The organism is Promicromonospora iranensis (genome assembly GCF_028994775.1).
GTDB classification, from domain to species: domain Bacteria; phylum Actinomycetota; class Actinomycetes; order Actinomycetales; family Cellulomonadaceae; genus Promicromonospora; species Promicromonospora iranensis_A.
Map to the genome: position 1 here is coordinate 364,842 of NZ_JAJQMN010000005.1, position 15,526 is coordinate 380,367.

The 15,526-nt window shown below is 72.7% G+C and carries 13 protein-coding genes; 8 read left to right on the forward strand and 5 right to left on the reverse strand.

From position 1 onward, the window contains the following. Positions 1 to 78 precede the first annotated feature (78 nt). Positions 79 to 1,860, forward strand: a complete 1,782-nt coding sequence (locus LUU90_RS11580; RefSeq protein WP_275003577.1) for an amidohydrolase — start codon at positions 79 to 81, stop codon at positions 1,858 to 1,860. A 135-nt stretch (positions 1,861 to 1,995) separates the two neighbouring features. Beyond that, positions 1,996 to 3,750, forward strand: a complete 1,755-nt coding sequence (lnt, locus tag LUU90_RS11585; protein ID WP_275003578.1) for an apolipoprotein N-acyltransferase — start codon at positions 1,996 to 1,998, stop codon at positions 3,748 to 3,750. Between the two features lie 147 nt (positions 3,751 to 3,897). Here lnt and LUU90_RS11590 read toward each other — a convergent pair whose 3' ends face one another. Continuing rightward, complete coding sequence (locus LUU90_RS11590; RefSeq protein WP_026365682.1) at positions 3,898 to 4,242, reverse strand: RNA polymerase-binding protein RbpA; 345 nt, start codon at positions 4,240 to 4,242, stop codon at positions 3,898 to 3,900. A 324-nt stretch (positions 4,243 to 4,566) separates the two neighbouring features. Here LUU90_RS11590 and LUU90_RS11595 point away from each other — a divergent pair, with 324 nt between their 5' ends. The 6 genes from LUU90_RS11595 to LUU90_RS11620 all read left to right on the forward strand — a co-directional run bounded on the left by LUU90_RS11595 (position 4,567) and on the right by LUU90_RS11620 (position 10,613). Next, positions 4,567 to 5,724 (forward strand): LLM class flavin-dependent oxidoreductase, encoded by a 1,158-nt coding sequence (locus tag LUU90_RS11595; RefSeq protein ID WP_275003579.1) that lies wholly within the window; start codon positions 4,567 to 4,569, stop codon positions 5,722 to 5,724. Then, entirely contained in the window at positions 5,721 to 6,395 is a 675-nt protein-coding gene (locus LUU90_RS11600) for an FMN reductase (protein WP_275003580.1), read from the forward strand. Before LUU90_RS11595 ends, LUU90_RS11600 begins: the two co-directional genes overlap by 4 nt. A gap of 143 nt (positions 6,396 to 6,538) precedes the next feature. Then, positions 6,539 to 7,333: a hypothetical protein gene (locus LUU90_RS11605; protein WP_275003581.1), complete on the forward strand. Its 795-nt coding sequence runs from the start codon at positions 6,539 to 6,541 to the stop codon at positions 7,331 to 7,333. A gap of 328 nt (positions 7,334 to 7,661) precedes the next feature. Further along, the gene (locus LUU90_RS11610; RefSeq protein ID WP_275003582.1) at positions 7,662 to 8,228 is read left to right on the forward strand and encodes a hypothetical protein; all 567 of its coding nucleotides are present in this window, start codon (positions 7,662 to 7,664) and stop codon (positions 8,226 to 8,228) included. A gap of 46 nt (positions 8,229 to 8,274) precedes the next feature. Next, the gene (locus LUU90_RS11615; protein WP_275003583.1) at positions 8,275 to 9,081 is read left to right on the forward strand and encodes a ChbG/HpnK family deacetylase; all 807 of its coding nucleotides are present in this window, start codon (positions 8,275 to 8,277) and stop codon (positions 9,079 to 9,081) included. Between the two features lie 14 nt (positions 9,082 to 9,095). Beyond that, the gene (locus tag LUU90_RS11620; RefSeq protein WP_275003584.1) at positions 9,096 to 10,613 is read left to right on the forward strand and encodes an MFS transporter; all 1,518 of its coding nucleotides are present in this window, start codon (positions 9,096 to 9,098) and stop codon (positions 10,611 to 10,613) included. Here LUU90_RS11620 and LUU90_RS11625 read toward each other — a convergent pair. The 4 genes from LUU90_RS11625 to LUU90_RS11640 form a co-directional block, all read right to left on the reverse strand. Then, positions 10,603 to 11,901: a CehA/McbA family metallohydrolase gene (locus LUU90_RS11625; protein ID WP_275003585.1), complete on the reverse strand. Its 1,299-nt coding sequence runs from the start codon at positions 11,899 to 11,901 to the stop codon at positions 10,603 to 10,605. The two genes, LUU90_RS11620 and LUU90_RS11625, sit on opposite strands and share 11 nt — an antisense overlap. Beyond that, positions 11,898 to 13,946 (reverse strand): alpha/beta fold hydrolase, encoded by a 2,049-nt coding sequence (locus tag LUU90_RS11630; protein ID WP_275003586.1) that lies wholly within the window; start codon positions 13,944 to 13,946, stop codon positions 11,898 to 11,900. The genes LUU90_RS11625 and LUU90_RS11630 overlap by 4 nt, the downstream gene beginning before the upstream one ends. Positions 13,947 to 14,005: 59 nt before the next feature. Next, positions 14,006 to 14,422: a VOC family protein gene (locus LUU90_RS11635; protein WP_275003587.1), complete on the reverse strand. Its 417-nt coding sequence runs from the start codon at positions 14,420 to 14,422 to the stop codon at positions 14,006 to 14,008. A gap of 67 nt (positions 14,423 to 14,489) precedes the next feature. Beyond that, entirely contained in the window at positions 14,490 to 15,446 is a 957-nt protein-coding gene (locus LUU90_RS11640) for a DNA-binding protein (protein WP_275003588.1), read from the reverse strand. Between the last annotated feature and the right edge of the window lie 80 nt (positions 15,447 to 15,526).

A 15,526-nucleotide genomic window follows, 5' to 3' on the forward strand; every position in this document is an offset into this window, starting at 1 on the left:
GCTGTGCCCTGACCGCTGTGCCCTGACAGCGGCGCCCCGGCAGCGGCGCCGGGCCAGGGGATCGCATACAGTTCCCACGTGAGCCAGCCTGTCCGATCCATCCTGTACCGCAACGGTGTCATCCATTCCTCGGCGGACCCCTTCGCCGAGGCGATCCTCGTCGACGACGGCGTGGTGGCGTGGCTCGGTGCCGACGACACCGCAGCCGGCCTCGCGGCGCGCGCCGACCGGGTCATCGACCTCGACGGCGCCCTGGTGACACCCGGCTTCGTCGACGCGCACGCCCACGTGCTGGAGACGGGTCTGTCGAGCGACGCGGTGGACCTCACGCCCGCCGGGGGAGTGCACTCCCTCGCCGACGCGCTGGCCGTACTCCACGAGGGCGCCCGGCGGCTCGCGGCCGCTGACCCGTCCGGAGACCAGGTGCTGCTGGCCTTCGGCTGGGACGAGCAGGCCTGGCCGGAGCAGCGCACGTTCACCCGGCAGGAGCTCGACGACGCCTGCGGTGGCCGCCCCGTGTACGCCGCCCGCGTCGACGTGCACTCCGCCGTCGTCTCCACCACGATGGCCGCCCGCGCCGGCATCGAGCGCGACCCCGCCTGGACCGGCATGGGACTGTCCGGCTCCGGCTGGTCCGACGCCCCCGCCGACACCGGCCTGGTCACCGCCGACCTGCACCACACGGTGCGCGACGTCGCCCACGCGCTGTCGCCCGAACGGCGCACCCGCCTCTACCGCGAGACTCTCGCCGCATGGGCCGCACGTGGCGTCGTGTCCGTGCACGAGATGAGCGGCGCGCACCTCGACACCCGGGCCGGCCTCGCCGAGCTGTACGCCATGACGACGCACTCCGTGATCGCGGAGGCCGTCGCCGACCCGGCCGTGCCCGCCCTGCCCCACCTCGCCGCCTACCGCGGCGAGCTGTGCACCACCGTCGACGAGGCCCGCGCGCTGCTCGCCGAGCTGCCGTTCCTCACCGGGATCGGTGGCGACCTCAACGTGGACGGCTCCATCGGCTCCCGTACCGCCGCCCTGCGCAGCCCGTACTCCGACCTGCCTCTGGACCCGTCGTCCGGTTCCTTCGCCGGCGCCCTCACCAACGCCGACGGCACCCCGTGGACCGGCAACCTGTACCTGTCCGCCGAGCAGATCGCCCACCACCTGGCCGCCGTGCAGGGCGCGGGCGTCCAGGGCGCGTTCCACGTCATCGGGGACCGCGCCATGGACACGATGGTGCTCGGGCTCCAGATCGCCGCCCAGCTGACCGGCGAGAGCACCGTACGCGCCGGTCACCACCGCATCGAGCACGGACTGTTCGTGGACGCGACCACGCTCGCCGCGCTGCTCGTGCAGGGCGTCGGGCTGTCGGTCCAGCCGGCGTTCGACTCGGCCTTCGGCGGCAGCAAGGGCGTCTACGCCTCCCGCCTCGGCGCCATGCGCGCCGGCTCGCTCATGCCGTTCGCCGACCTCGCCCAGGCCGGCGTACCGCTCGCCTTCGGGTCCGACACCCCGGTCACCCCCGTGGACCCCTGGCAGGGCGTGCGCGCGGCCACCAGCCACGAGGACCCCGACCAGCGCATCTCCGCGGGCGCCGCGTTCCGGGCCCACACCCGCGGCGGCTGGCGCCTGGCCGGGCTCGACCACACCGGCGCCGGGCAGCTGCGGGTCGGCGCGCCCGCGCACCTGGCCGTCTGGCGCGCCGAACAGCTCGGCGTGCAGGCGGCGCCCGGCCGCCTCAGCTCCTGGAGCGAGGAGGCCCGCGCCGGCACACCCCTGCTGCCCGACCTGTCACCCGACGCCGTCGAGCCCGAGTGCCTCCACACGATGCGTGACGGCGTCATCCTGCACGACACGTTCTGAAACCCCCGACCCCACGTGGTCGTGAGCGCGACCGCTGCGACAAACCTGCCCGACAGGGACGCAATGATCACGCCCACGACCCGGGGCGAGCGGAGGTGGCGCGGGAGGCCCGGTTCGCGCCGGTAGGCTGCGGTCGTGCGCCTGCCTGAGCCGTCCCGGCTGCTGTCCCTGTTCCTCGCGGTGGCCGGTGGCCTCCTCCTCTGGTCCGCGTTCCCCGACGCCGGAGTGTGGCCCGCCGCCTTCGTCGCCGTCGCCGTCCTGTACTGGGCGCTCGGCCGTGACGGTGCCTGGTGGAACTTCCTCGTCGGGTTCCTGTTCGGCCTCACCTTCTTCCTGCCCCACCTGTGGTGGGCGCACGAGTCGACCGAGGCCGCGCCATGGATCGCCATGTCGGCGGTCGAGGCCCTGTTCCTCGCCGTGTTCGGCGCCGGATGGACCTGGGTACGCCGGGCACGGTTCCTGCGCCGCCGCGGATGGCGGCTCGCCGCCGCGTTCGCCGTCCTGTTCGTGGCGGTGGAGCAGTGGCGCGCCGAGATCCCGTTCGGCGGGTTCCCCTGGGGCCGCCTCGCCTGGGCGATGGTCGACGCCCCGACCGGGCGCGCCGCCTGGCTCGGTGGCACCGTCGCGGTGAGCCTGCTGGTCGCGTTCGCCGGCGTGCTGCTGGCCCTGGCCGTGGCCGGTCTCGTCCGCGCGGCCCAGCTCCGCACCCTCCGGTCGAACAGCGACACCCGGGCGAACGGCGACGCCGTCGCACCGGCGGGCGGCGGCCCCCGGCACTCCACACCCGGACGCGAGGCACGCCGCGCCGCTGCGGCCCTCGCCCTGGCGGTCGCGGTCGCCGTCGTGCCGCTGGTGCTGCCGCTGGCCACGTCCGCGAGCGCCGGCGCCGTCGAGACGCCGGAGGGCAACGAGGTGTACGACGCGGGAAGTGATCTGGCCGAGGACGGAACGCTGTGGGCGGGCGCGGTCCAGGGCAACGTGGGGGAGCCGGGCCTTGGTGCGTTCGCGAACCGGGCCGAGGTGCTGAACAACCACCTGGAGGGTACGTACACGCTGGCCGAGGACTACGCGGGCGAGCTGGACGTGGTGCTGTGGCCGGAGAACGGGAGCGACCTGGACCCGCAGACGACGCCGGATGTCGCGCGAGGGCTGGACGAGGCGGCGGCTGCCGTGGGGGCGCCGATCCTGGTGGGGGCGCAGGAGTTCCCGGAGTCGGGTGGGCGGTACAACGTGTCGTTGCTGTGGCAGGCGGGCGACGGCGTGATCGGCCGGTATGCGAAGCAGCATCCGGCGCCGTTCGGTGAGTACATCCCGATGCGGCCTTTCCTGCGGCTGCTGTCGGACCAGGTGGACCGGGTGACGACGGACATGATTCCGGGGGTGAACCCGCCGTACGTGGACGTGCCGAGCCGCCTCGGCCAGGGTGACTACCGGATGGGCACGATCATCTGTTTCGAGGTGGCGTACGACGAGATCATCCGGGACGCGGTCCTGAAGGGTGCGCAGGTGCTGGTGATCCCGACGAACAACGCGTCGTTCGGGTTCACGGCGGAGTCGACGCAGCAGCTGGCGATGTCGCGGATGCAGGCGATGACGACGGGTCGGGCTGCGGTGCAGATCTCGACGGTGGGGGTGTCGGGTGTGATCACGCCGGACGGCACGGTCGTGCGCCGGACGGGGCTGTTCACGGATGACGAGTTCGTGGCGAACCTGCCGTTGCGGTCCTCGATCACGCCGGCCGTGGCTCTGGGGTACTGGCCGGGCTGGGTGGTCGGTGGTCTCGCGGTGGTCCTCGTGGTGACGGGTGTCGTGGGCGGGTTGGGTACGCGCAGGCGGGTGCGTGCGCAGGCCGCGCCTGTGGTGGATGGCGCCGAGAGCCGGAGCCGGTAGCCCGAGCCGTTCGGTACGACCAGCGGCCACAGAAACCAGCCGGCGCAGAGAAAGACCGTCGGGTCCGGGCCACATGGCCCGGACCCGACGGTCTTTCTCTCGCTGTCAGTCGCTGCTGACGGTCACGGGGACCGTCGGTGCGGGCTGTCAGGCGGAGCGGCGGAGCTTGCCTGCTCGCAGCAGCTCGAGGCGCTCGTCGAGCAGGTCCTCGAGCTCCTTGACCGTGCGGCGCTCCAGCAGCATGTCCCAGTGGGTGCGCTGGGGCTTTGTCGCCTTGGGCTCCGGCTTCTCTGCGTCGCGCAGCAGGGCCTCCTCGCCGCAGCGGCACTCCCAGATCGGGGGTACGTCCGCGTCGGTGGCGAAGGGCAGGATGATGGTGTGGCCGTTGGGGCAGTCGTAGTAGGCCTGGAACCGAGGGGCGAAGTCCACGCCCTCGTCGGACTCCATGCTCTTACTACCGATGCTCATACCGCGCAGGGACCGGTCGGGCACGATGTCCTCCAGAGGGTTGTCGGGATAGGTGGCGGAAAAAGGTCCGTAGTGCCAACGCGGGGACCCTCTGCGATGTTCCAGCCGTTCCAGCCGTCTATGTTCCAGCCGTCTGATCAGGCTACGCGTCAGATGTGCGCTCGCAAGCGCACTCCGGGCAAACTGGGCGTGGATGTGCGCGATCTCACGTGTGTAGCGGCAGGTGAGAGCGGACCCGGTGGGAACAATCGACACTAGCAGCAGGTTGTGAGCAGTGTTCATGCATCTGCATGGATAGCTCGACAAGAAGAGCTTCAGCAGGAACACGATCATGGGGAGCGCGGCATCATGCAGTTCGGGATCTTCAGTGTCAGCGACGTGACGACGGACCCGACGACGGGGCACACCCCGGACGACACCGAACGCGTCCGGGCGATGCTCACCATCGCCAAGCACGCGGACGAGGCCGGCCTGGACGTGTTCGCCACGGGTGAGCACCACAACCCGCCGTTCGTGGCCTCCAGCCCCACGACGATGCTCGGCTACCTGGCCGGCGTCACCAAGAACATCACCCTGTCCACCGCGACCACCCTGATCACCACGAACGACCCGGTACGGATCGCGGAGGAGTACGCGATGCTGCAGGTCATCTCGGACGGTCGCATGGACCTGATGATGGGCCGCGGCAACACCGGCCCGGTGTACCCGTGGTTCGGGCAGGACATCCGGCAGGGCATCCCGCTCGCGATCGAGAACTACGCCCTGGTGCGCAGGCTCTGGACCGAGGACGTCGTGGACTGGGAGGGCAAGTTCCGCACCCCGCTGCAGGGCTTCACCGCCACCCCGCGCCCGCTGGACGGTGTGCCGCCGTTCGTGTGGCACGGCTCGATCCGCAGCCCCGAGATCGCCGAGCAGGCCGCCTACTACGGTGACGGGTTCCTGCACAACAACATCTTCTGGCCCATCAGCCACACCAAGCAGATGATCGCGTTCTACCGGCAACGGTTCGAGCACTACGGCCACGGCCGCGCCGACCAGGCGATCGTGGGCCTGGGCGGGCAGGCGTTCATCCGGAAGAACAGCCAGGCCGCGTGGGACGAGTTCCGCCCCTACTTCGACAACGCGCCCGTCTACGGGCACGGCCCGTCCATGGAGGACTTCACCCGGGACACGCCGCTGACCGTCGGCTCACCCCAGCAGGTCATCGACCGGTACGGGTCCTTCATCGACGACGTCGGCTACTACCAGCGTCAGCTGTTCCTGATCGACCACGCCGGCCTGCCGCTGAAGACCGTGCTGGAACAGATCGACCTGCTGGCGTCGGACGTCGTGCCCGAGCTGCGCAAGATCGCCGAGACCAAGCGCCCCGCCGACGTGCCCGCCAACCCGCCCACCCACACCGAACGCGTCGCCGCCGCCCAGGCCAAGGGCAAGGCCGGCGCCACGCACGTCGGTGACGGCGGGGACGAGTACACCGGCAAGCGCGCAGAGGAAGTGCTGTCATGACCGACTCCACCGAGCGCACCACCACGGAGCGCACCACCACCGAGCGCACGATCGCCGTCGTGCACGCCGGGCTGGGACAGCCCTCCTCGACCCGCCTGCTGGCCGACCGGCTCGCCGGTGCCACCGTGCGCGAGCTGGAGGCGCTCGGCCACGACGTGACCGTCGAGGTGATCGAGCTGCGCGACCACGGGCACGCGATCATCGACGCCATGCTCACCGGGTTCCCCACCGGTGACCTCGCCGACGCCATCGAGACGATCACCCGGGCGGACGCCGTCATCGCCGTCACCCCGCTGTTCACCACCACCTACTCAGGGCTGTTCAAGTCCTTCGTCGACATCCTCGACAAGGAAGCCCTCACCGGCATGCCCGTCCTGCTCGGCGCGACCGGCGGCACACCCCGCCACTCGCTCGCGCTCGAGTACTCGCTGCGCCCGCTGTTCACCTACCTCCGGGCCGACGTCGTCACCACCTCGGTGTTCGCCGCCACCGACGACTGGGCACAAGCCGCGGGCAACGGGCACGGTGACGGGGGCGGATCCCTGCCGCAGCGGATCGAACGAGCCGGCCGTTCCCTGGCCGCCCTCGTGTTCGCACGCGGTGAGCACGCCAAGCCGGCCGACCCGTTCTCGAGCACCCCGAGCTTCCTGGACATGCTCGGCGGGGACTGAGCCCGGGCCGGACGGGGCAGAAGCCCTGGTCGGCGAGTCACGCCCGGGGCTTGCACGCCCCGGGCCGGGCAGGGAACATATGGGACAGCGGTCGGCGCTGGTCGTGGCCGCACGATGGCGGGACGACGGGTGAGGGAGCAGTCATGGCGGACGGTACGGAGAGTCAGGCCTCGGACGGTTCGAGCGCTGACAGCCCGCAGAGCTCCCACGCGCACTACCTGGACGCCGACACCGGACGTGTCGCCCGCATCGTGGCGGCCCTCCGGAAGGCACACGCGGAACAGGTAGCGGCCACCGCTGCGACTGCTGCGGCCACCGCTCCGGTTCCACCGCCCCCGCCCACCGCTGACCCTGGTTCCGAATCTCGCGGTTCCGCCCGTGCTGACGAGCCCGCCATGGCTGCCCCGGCGGCGGGTGCGGTCACGGATGCGGTCACGGACACCGCCGAGCTGCCCGACGCGCCTGCGCCCCGCCGCGAGACCACCGGCGTGCGGCCGACCAAGCCCGTCGTGCCGAGCCTGCGCTGGAACCCGGGCGCCCGCTACCGGGCGTCACGGCTCGCGAGCTATCCGTCGCCGCAGCAGCCCGGTACCCTCGTGCCGGCCGCACATCAGCCCCCCATTCCGGCGCCGACGGCGGGACCGCCCGTCCACGCCCCCGTACCGCAGCCTCCTGCCGCGGCCCAGGGTGCCGTGCCACCGCCACCTCCCGGCCCGGGGCCGGTCCCCGCGCCTCCGGGACTCGCCGGGCGCCTGTACCGCGGACCGGCGAAGCGGACAGCCGTGTTCGAGCGCGAGATCTGGCACCCCGTGGCGCGGTCCGCGCGCGTACCGCGCGACGTCAGCGAGGCGCTCGTCGCCGCGGTGGAGCGCTACCGCAAGGGCTCGATCTCCACGTCGGGCCTCGTGCGCGCGATCGGCAGCGCGCACGCCGCCTGACCGAGCTCGACCCGCTCGGCATCCGACCGGACGCTCTGCGGCCGCCCGCCCTGTCCTCGGACGCCCTCCACCCGGGCGCCGGTGCCTGGATCCACCGCGCCTTGCGGCGCGCAGGAATTCCGCATCGCGGCAAACTCGCCGGCCCGGTCGGCCATGGTTCGCCCTCGCCGGCCCTTGCCCTACCTTCAGGCGGCCGAGGAACATTCGTGGCACGGACGAGCACACGACATGGGGCTCGTGCGCCGAACGCACCAGACGTCACGTCCTGCCCTCTCTCTCAGTGGGGCACCGAACGAGGCAGCCTGGCGACCAGGAGGACGGAGCGGCGATGCGACCGCAGGCGAGGGCCGTCCTCAGCATGATCAGTGCGATAGGCACGTTCGCGCTCCTCGGCGGCTGCATGGCCGATGCGGGGGCCGCCGACTTCCCGGCGCCCGAGGACTACGGGACCGTCGAGCAGCTGGTCGCCGACGCCGACGTCGTCGCCCTGGTGGAGGCCGGTGACGCGGCGGTCGACGTCGTCGACGGCGTGCCCTACACCCGCACCGAGCTTCAGCTGCGCAAGGTGCTGCTGGGTGCCGTGGCGAAGAACGCGAGCCTCGCGGTGACCCAGGTCGGGTCCGCGTCGTCCCCGGCCGGAGGCGGGCTGCCCGCCGTCCTGCGGGCCGGCCGGGAGTACGTGGTCGTCCTGCATCGCACGGAGGCGGGCGAGTTCGAGGTGGTCGGGCCGGGCGTCTGGCGGGCCGACACGCTGGGGACCAGCCTGACCCTCCACACCGCGATGCTGCACTGCGTCCCCGCGGCGATCCCGCACGTGACCACGCCGTGGGACCTCGAGGTGCAGCTGGGCAAGGCGGCGGAATCCCTCGGCACGAGCGTGATCGGCAGCGACTGACCGGGACAGACTGACCGGGGCAGACTGACTCGGACAGACTGGATGCATGACGCGCAGTCTCGTTCTCACCGCTGACGACGCCGGCACCGACCCCGACGCCGACCGCGAGATCGCCGCCCTGCTGGCCGGCTCGCCGCTGACGGCGGTCGGCGTCATCACCGCACACCTCGACGGCGAGGACAGCGAGCAGGCCTCTGGCGCCCTCCGGGCCGTCGAGCTCGTCGCCCGCGCCGCGCCGGACGTCGCGCCCGGTGTGCACGTGGTGCTCCCGAACCCTGCGCCGCCCGGCGGCTTCGACGACGTCGTCGACCGGGTCACCGCCCAGATCGACGCACTGGCTCGGGCCACGGCCGCCGTCGGCTCACCCCCACCGGACCGCCTGGACTCCCACCAGGGCACGCTCTACGGGCTGTCGGGGCGCTCCTACCTGGGCGAGGCGATCTCGGTGTGCGCCCGGCGTGGCCTGGCGTTCCGCCTCCCTCGCGGCCTGGAGCTGTACGGGGACGACGACCCGCTGCTCACGACGCCCGACGTGCGGGCGCGGCACGCGAGCGCGGTAGCGGCGGCGGACGACGCAGGGGTGCGCCTGCCACGGGTCATCGCCACCCACCGCGGCGGCGACGCCGAGGCACGGGACTACGCGACCCTGCGAGACCGCTACCTGCGCCTCCTGGACCGGCTGCCCGAGGGGACGAGCGAGATCTTCCTGCACCCGGCGCCGGACACGGCACGTCTGCGGGAGCTGTCGGCGGGGTGGTGGCGCAAGCGGACCTGGGAGCTGCGGCTGCTCGGTGATCCGGTCTTCACCCGCGAGATCGAGCGGCAGGGCATCGACCTCGTCGGCAGGTGGTGAGTAGGCTCGCCGACGTGGACGCCGAGCATGCGGCACCGGGCGCGCCGGCGAGCGAGCCCCCGGCAACGTCATCACGCACGGACACGCCGGCGCACCCGAGCACGTCACCGATGCGCTACGGCGTCGGCATGTTCGGCACCTCGCTGCCGATCAACCTCGTCAAGGGCTCGATGCTCTACGTGTACGTCGAGCTGCTCGGCCTGGACGCCGTCGTCTACGCGACCGTCTATGCGGTGTACGGGGTGCTCGACGCGCTGGACAACCCCGTCTTCGGGCACCTGTCGGACCGCACACGCTCGCGCTGGGGGCGGCGTCGGCCGTATCTGGTGACCGGTGCGCTGGTGCTGGCCTGCACGACGATCGCCCTGTTCTCGGTGCCCGGACCGGTGGCCGACTCCGCGGTGGGGCTCGCCGTGTGGTTCGCGGTGTTCGCCATCACCACCGAGATGGCCGACTCGCTGATCAACGCCAGCTACGGCGCGCTGCTGCCCGAGCTGTTCACGCACGAGCGGCGCCGCGCGACGGCGAACGCCGTGCGGCAGGGAGCCCAGCTCATCGCGCTGGTGATCGCGCTGGCACTGACGCCTGTCCTGGCGCGGAACGTGCTGGGCACCGAGGGGTCGACCGTCGGGTACGGGCGCCTCGCGGTGATCTTCGCGGTGGTCGCGGCCGCGGTGATCCTGTGGACGGCGTTCGGGGTCCGCGAGGACCCGGCACTCGACGCGGAGCCCAAACCGCTGTTCTTCCGGTCGGTCGGACAGATCCTGTCGACGTCCCAGTTCTGGACCGTCGGCGTCGTCAACGCCTGCTACGGGTCGGCGATGGCGCTGGTCCTGGGCGGTCTGCAGCTCTACGTGCACCACACGCTGGGCGGTTCGGCGCTGGACGCGAGCATCCTGCAGCTGGTCGTGATCCTCGTGGCGATCGGGATGCTGAGCGTGTGGGCCGCCGTCGTGCGGCGCAAGGGCGCCGCGTGGACGTGGCGGCTCGCGCTACCGGTCGCAGCCGTCGGGTTCGTGCCGATGTACTTCGCGACGGACCTGGTCACGGGGATCCTCGCCGGGCTCGCCGTCGCCGTCGGCTACTCCGGCGTGCTCGCCACGAACGACCTGGTCATCGCCCGCGTGCTCGACGCCGACGCCGCCCGCCACGGCACCCACCGCAGCGGGCTCTTCCTGGCGGCGTTCGGCGTGCTGGGCCGGCTCAACGGCCTGGTGACGGCCGCGGCGCTGGCGTCGCTCGCGCTCTGGTTCGGCTACCGCTCGGGCGCCGACCCCGGCCCGGACCCCGGGCAGGCGTTCCGTGTCTACCTGTCCCTGTACCCGTTCGCGCTGCTCCTGGTCGGCACGGCCGTCTCGCGGTTCATCAGGCTTCCCGCGGCGCCGCAGGAGGCGGGCTCGCCGTACGGTCCGGACACAGGTCCGGATGCAGGTCCGGATGCAGGTCCGGACACAGATCCCGACACGGATCCGGATCCAGGTCCGCGTCCTGGTCCGACCGCCGGGTCCGGCACCGGACCGGTCACGCGCTGATCGCGAGCAGCGTCCGGTCGGCCGCCTCCAGCCGGTACGGCCCGCGCTCGGGCGGCGCGGAGAACGTCACGCGGTCCCCACGGACGCGCCGCCTGCGGTCGGTGCCGCCGGACGGTACGCCCTCGACCAGGGTCGTGCCGTCCGCGTCGACGGCGACCAGGTCGTCGCCCACGCGCACCAGAGCGGGTTCGCCCGGACCTGGGAAGCGGCTGATGGCGGTTCTCCCGTGGCGGACGGCGTCAAGGATCGCCTCGGGCGTGCGGTCCTCGGCGGCGACCCAGGTGGTGGGCGTGCCGGGCGGGAAGCCCTGGTCGGGCGTGTGGAAGTCGCTGCCGCCCAGGAACACGGGCCGGTTGGCCGGGGCGCTCTCCGTGCCATCGGTGCCTGACCCGTCGAAGCCGCGCAGGTAGGCCCACGGTCCGGTAGCCGTCAGGTCCAGGAACCACGAGATGTGCCAGAGCTCGAGGAACCCGGTCCGCACCGGGTACAGCCACGCGCAGTCGTCCTGGATCGGGTGGTTCACGGACAGGATCCCGCCCCGCTCCTCGACGTCCGACAGCCACTGCGCCGCCGGGCGCCGGAAGTCCACCCAGCCGATGTCGCCGAACGCGTTGGCGTGGCCGGCGTGCGTCGTCACCTCCTGCCCGGGCAGGAGACACGTGTCGTACGCGGTGCCCACGTCCGGCAGGTGCGCGTGGTGCGAGACGGTGTTGTGGTCGGTCACGGCGAGGAAGTCCAGGCCCCGGCCCGCGGCGGCGGCCGTGAGCTGGGCGATGCTCAGTGTCCCGTCCGAGTGCGTGGTGTGGGCGTGCAGGTCGCCCGCGTACCAGGTCAGGCCGTCCGGCGCGGGCAGGTCCCGCCCCAGCCGGGTACGCCCCGGTCCGCTCCCGGTGCCCGACGGCGGGGGCGGGGCGGGCGGCTCGTCCTCGACCCCGCCGGCGTCCACCCCCGTGGTGATCGTGACGGTGACGTCGACGGGCTCGGCAGGCATCCCGTGCAGACCGAGGACCACCGCCCACCGGCCCGGGACGAGCTCACCGGGTTCGTACCCGGGGGTCGCGGCGTCCGGCGTGATCGCGAAGCGGGACCGGGCGCCGCCCGACCATCCGCGCCAGCGTTCCGGGTCACGGCAGCCCAGGTCGATCACCGCGGCGTCCTTGTCGTACGCGAGGGTGACCTCCAGGGCGCGGGGAGCGCGTCCGGTGGGTATCTCGAACGGCACCTCGAGGTACCGATTCTCGATCTGGTCGTCGATCGACAGCCGCAGGCGGCGCTCCTCGCGGGTCATTCGTCGTCTCCCGCGATCCCTGTGCTGCTGAAGTTCTCGGTGCTGAAGTTCTCGGTGCTGCCGGTCTCGGTACGGCCCAAGATCTCGGTGAGGAACTCGATCGCCGCCGGATAGGCGTCCTTGCGGTTCGCGCGCTTGGCGAGCCCGTGCCCCTCGTCGTCGTACACCCGCAGCTCGTGCCGGACACCGCGGTCCGCGAGCGCCGCGGCGATCTGTTCGGCCTCGGAGAGCGGGACGCGGGGGTCGTTGGCGCCGTGGATGACGAAGAGTGGTGCGCGGAGCTGGTGGAGGTAGGTGATGGGGGAGGCGGTGGCGAGGAAGTCGCGGTCGTGCTCGAGGCTGCCGTACTCGCGTTCGCGGGCGGCGCGGCGGTACTCGGAGGTGTTCTCGAGGAAGGTGACGAGGGACGACATACCGACGATGTCGACGCCGGCGGCCCACAGGTCGGGTTGCATGGTGGTGCCGGCCAGGACCATGTAGCCGCCGTAGGAGCCGCCCCAGAGGGCGCTGCGTTCGGGGTCGAGGCCGAGCTCGGGGAGCCAGGCGCGCAGGGCGGCGAGGTCGGCGACGGAGTCGAGGCGCTTGTGGACGTCGTCGAGGCTGACCCAGCGTTTGCCGTAGCCGGCGGAGCCGCGGACGTTGGGGACGAGGACGGTGAAGCCGGTGGCGGCGAGTGCCTGGATGACGGGGGAGAAGAGGCGGGTGGCCTCGCCCTCGGGGCCGCCGTGGATGACGAGCACGGAGGCGCCGGTGAGGGCGGTGTGCGTGCCTGGGGTGGTGGGGCCGGGCACGGGGCGGTGCACGAAGCAGGGCACCTGTTCGCCGTCCGGGGTGGGGACGCGGTGCACGGTGGGCAGCGAGACGGGTAGGCCGGCGGGGATCTGGGCGCGTCCGTCGACCACTGTGGTGGCGGCGCCGGTGGCGGCGTCGACGAGGTGGACGGAGCCGGGGTCGCCGGAGGTGGTGAGGTGCACGGCGAAGCGTGAGGAGTCCGGTGCCCAGACGACGGTGGGGACTCCGGCGTCGGGCAGGGTGACGTCGCAGCGGTGGGTGCCGTCGGGTTCGTGCACGGCGAGGGTGGTGACGCCGTCCTGGTGGTGGCCGACGACCATCGCTGTGCCGTCGGGGGAGAGGACCACCTCGAGGTCGTGGTCGTCGGCCTCGACGAGCGTCTGCCAGTCGGTGTGGCTGGGGTTGGTCGGTGTGCTGGGTCCGGTGGGGGTGCCGGGGGTGGCGGGGCGCACCCGGACGACGGCGGCGAACTCCCGGTCGTGGTCCGACGCCATGACGAGGCCGGTGTCGTCGGCGGTCCAGGCGACCTGCGAGTGGTGGGCGTGCTCGTCGGGTGCGGTGAGAGCGATGGTCCGCGGGGCTGCGCCGTCTCCCGTGCCGGCGTCCCGTGCGAGGAGGATCTGCGTGGACCGGGGCTGGCTGCTGAGCACCGTGATCGCCACGGAGCGGCGGTCATGGGAGGCGACCGCGGCCGCGAGGTACCCGCCGCCGTCATACAGGGTGGTCTCGGTGCCGGTCGCCAGGTCGTGGACGACGAGGTCGAAGTCGACGCCGTCGCGACGGTTGGTCAGGAACACCACGGAGTCGGCCGAGATGTCGGCGAGGTCGTGCTTGTGCTCGGGGTCGTGCACCAGGGGTGCGAGCGTCTCCAGCGTCGCGGGCAGGTGCTTGGGGAGGGCGGCGGCCGCGGGCCTGGACTCGGGCAGGGACGGCCCGGCGGGCAGGGCGGCGGCCGATGCGTCCCAGGGCGCCAGGTCGAGCAGGCTGAGCTGGGTCTTCTCGTCGCCGCCGTTGTCGTGCTGCACCACCACGCGACGCGTGCCGGGGACGTAGCGGCCGGAGCAGCGGGACGGCAGCGCGGTGAGCTGTGTCCGGCTGCCGTCCGGTGCGATCTCGACGAGCTGCATGCTGCCTGACTCGTCGTTCCCGGCGAGGATACGGCCCTCCGGGTCGACGTCGAAGACGGCCCAGGCGGTCAGGTCCAGCAGGGCGTTGATGATCTCTGGCGTGGAGGTCGGCGGTGCGGAAGTCACGCAGGCAACCTAGCGGCAGTGCGCCGCGGTTGTCCCGGGGTTGGTCCGGTCGCGGGTGGTCAGCCGGCGGCCGGGTGCTGCTCCATGTAGTGCGGGTTGTACATGACGCCGAGGACGTTCCCGAACGGGTCCACGACGGACGCGGTGACGAACCCCGCCTCACGGGGCGTGACGGGCTGGTACTCGGTGGCGCCCAGCTCATGGAGCCGCACCAGCGTGCCCTCCAGGTCGTCGACGTGCCAGTACATGACCGCACCGCCTGGCTCCGCGGGGAAGCCCGGCGGTGCGTAGGCGCGGCTCACGATCCCGAGCTCGGCCTGCTTGTCACCGATCCGGAACTCCGCGTAGGCGAGCACACCGTCCGGCCCGGACCGCTCGAAGTACGGCTCGACGCCGAGCAGCTGCGTGTACCAGGCGGCGGCCGCCGCGACGTCGTCGGCCCAGTAGCTGATGGTGGCAAATCCGCGAAGGTTCATCAGGCCATCACAGCACCTGCCACTGACACCGCGGCGCGCGGCCGGCAACCGGCTGGTGGTCGAGCGCTCAGCGGCTCGACACCTCTGCGTGCTCCCCGGCGTCCGAGGAGCCCGCACGTGCACCGGCAGCCGCCGACTCCAGCGCCTCCCGCAGCCCCGCGGCCGTGCCCTCGGCCCGTGACTGGGCGGCGATGGCCGCCATCCGGGCCTGCTCGGCCTCGGCGGCCTGCCCGCGCGCCGACTCCAGCGCCTCCCGGGACGCCGAGAGCTCGCCCTCGAGCCGGGCGACCGACGCTTCCGCGGCCGAGCGGGCGGCCTCTGCCGCCCCACGATCCCGGTGAGCCTGGGCGGCGTCGGACCGGGCGGCCTCGAGCGCCGCGCGAACATCGGCCAGCGACTCCCGCAGTCCTACGGCGGCGCCCTCCGCCTGCGCACGGGCGGCCTCGGCGTCGGACCGGGCGCGTTCGGCAGCCACCGTCGCGGACCGCTCCCGCACGAGCTCGTCCCGCGCGGCGTCGAGCGCCTGACGCACGGTGGACAGGTCACCCTCCAGCCGGGCGGATGCCGCCACGGCGTCCGCCCGCTCTTTCTCCGCGGTGGCGCGTTCCTCCTCGGCGGACCGCGCGTACTCGCGGGCCGACTCCAGGACCGCACGGAACTGGGCGAGCTCCGCATCGGCCTCGTCGACACGGGCGGCCAGGGCGTCCGCCTCGCCGACGACGGCGGTCAGGGCCTCGTCCTGTGCGGCGGCCGCCGCCTCGTGCTCGGAGCGCGCCACCTCGACCGCAGCGCCCCACAGGGCGTCGAGCCCACGGTCCACCAGCGCCGTGACCGCGGGGGGCAGGTCAGGGAGCGCCTGACGAGCCTCGTCCTCCGCGGCCTTCGTGTCCCGCCACTCCCGCAGGTACTTCGTCGCCGCGGCGTTGGAGCAGCCGGCGCGCTCGCGCACGTTCGTCACCGTGACCGCCACGCCGTCGGCAGTCAGTGCCTCGGCAGCCTGGAAGACCCGTTCCCTGTCCCGCACGTCGTTCCCCGATCATTCGTCCGTAGCGCCCACCCGTAGTAGTACGAGTAGTTTGGCAATACTACTCCTACTCGCCTCCC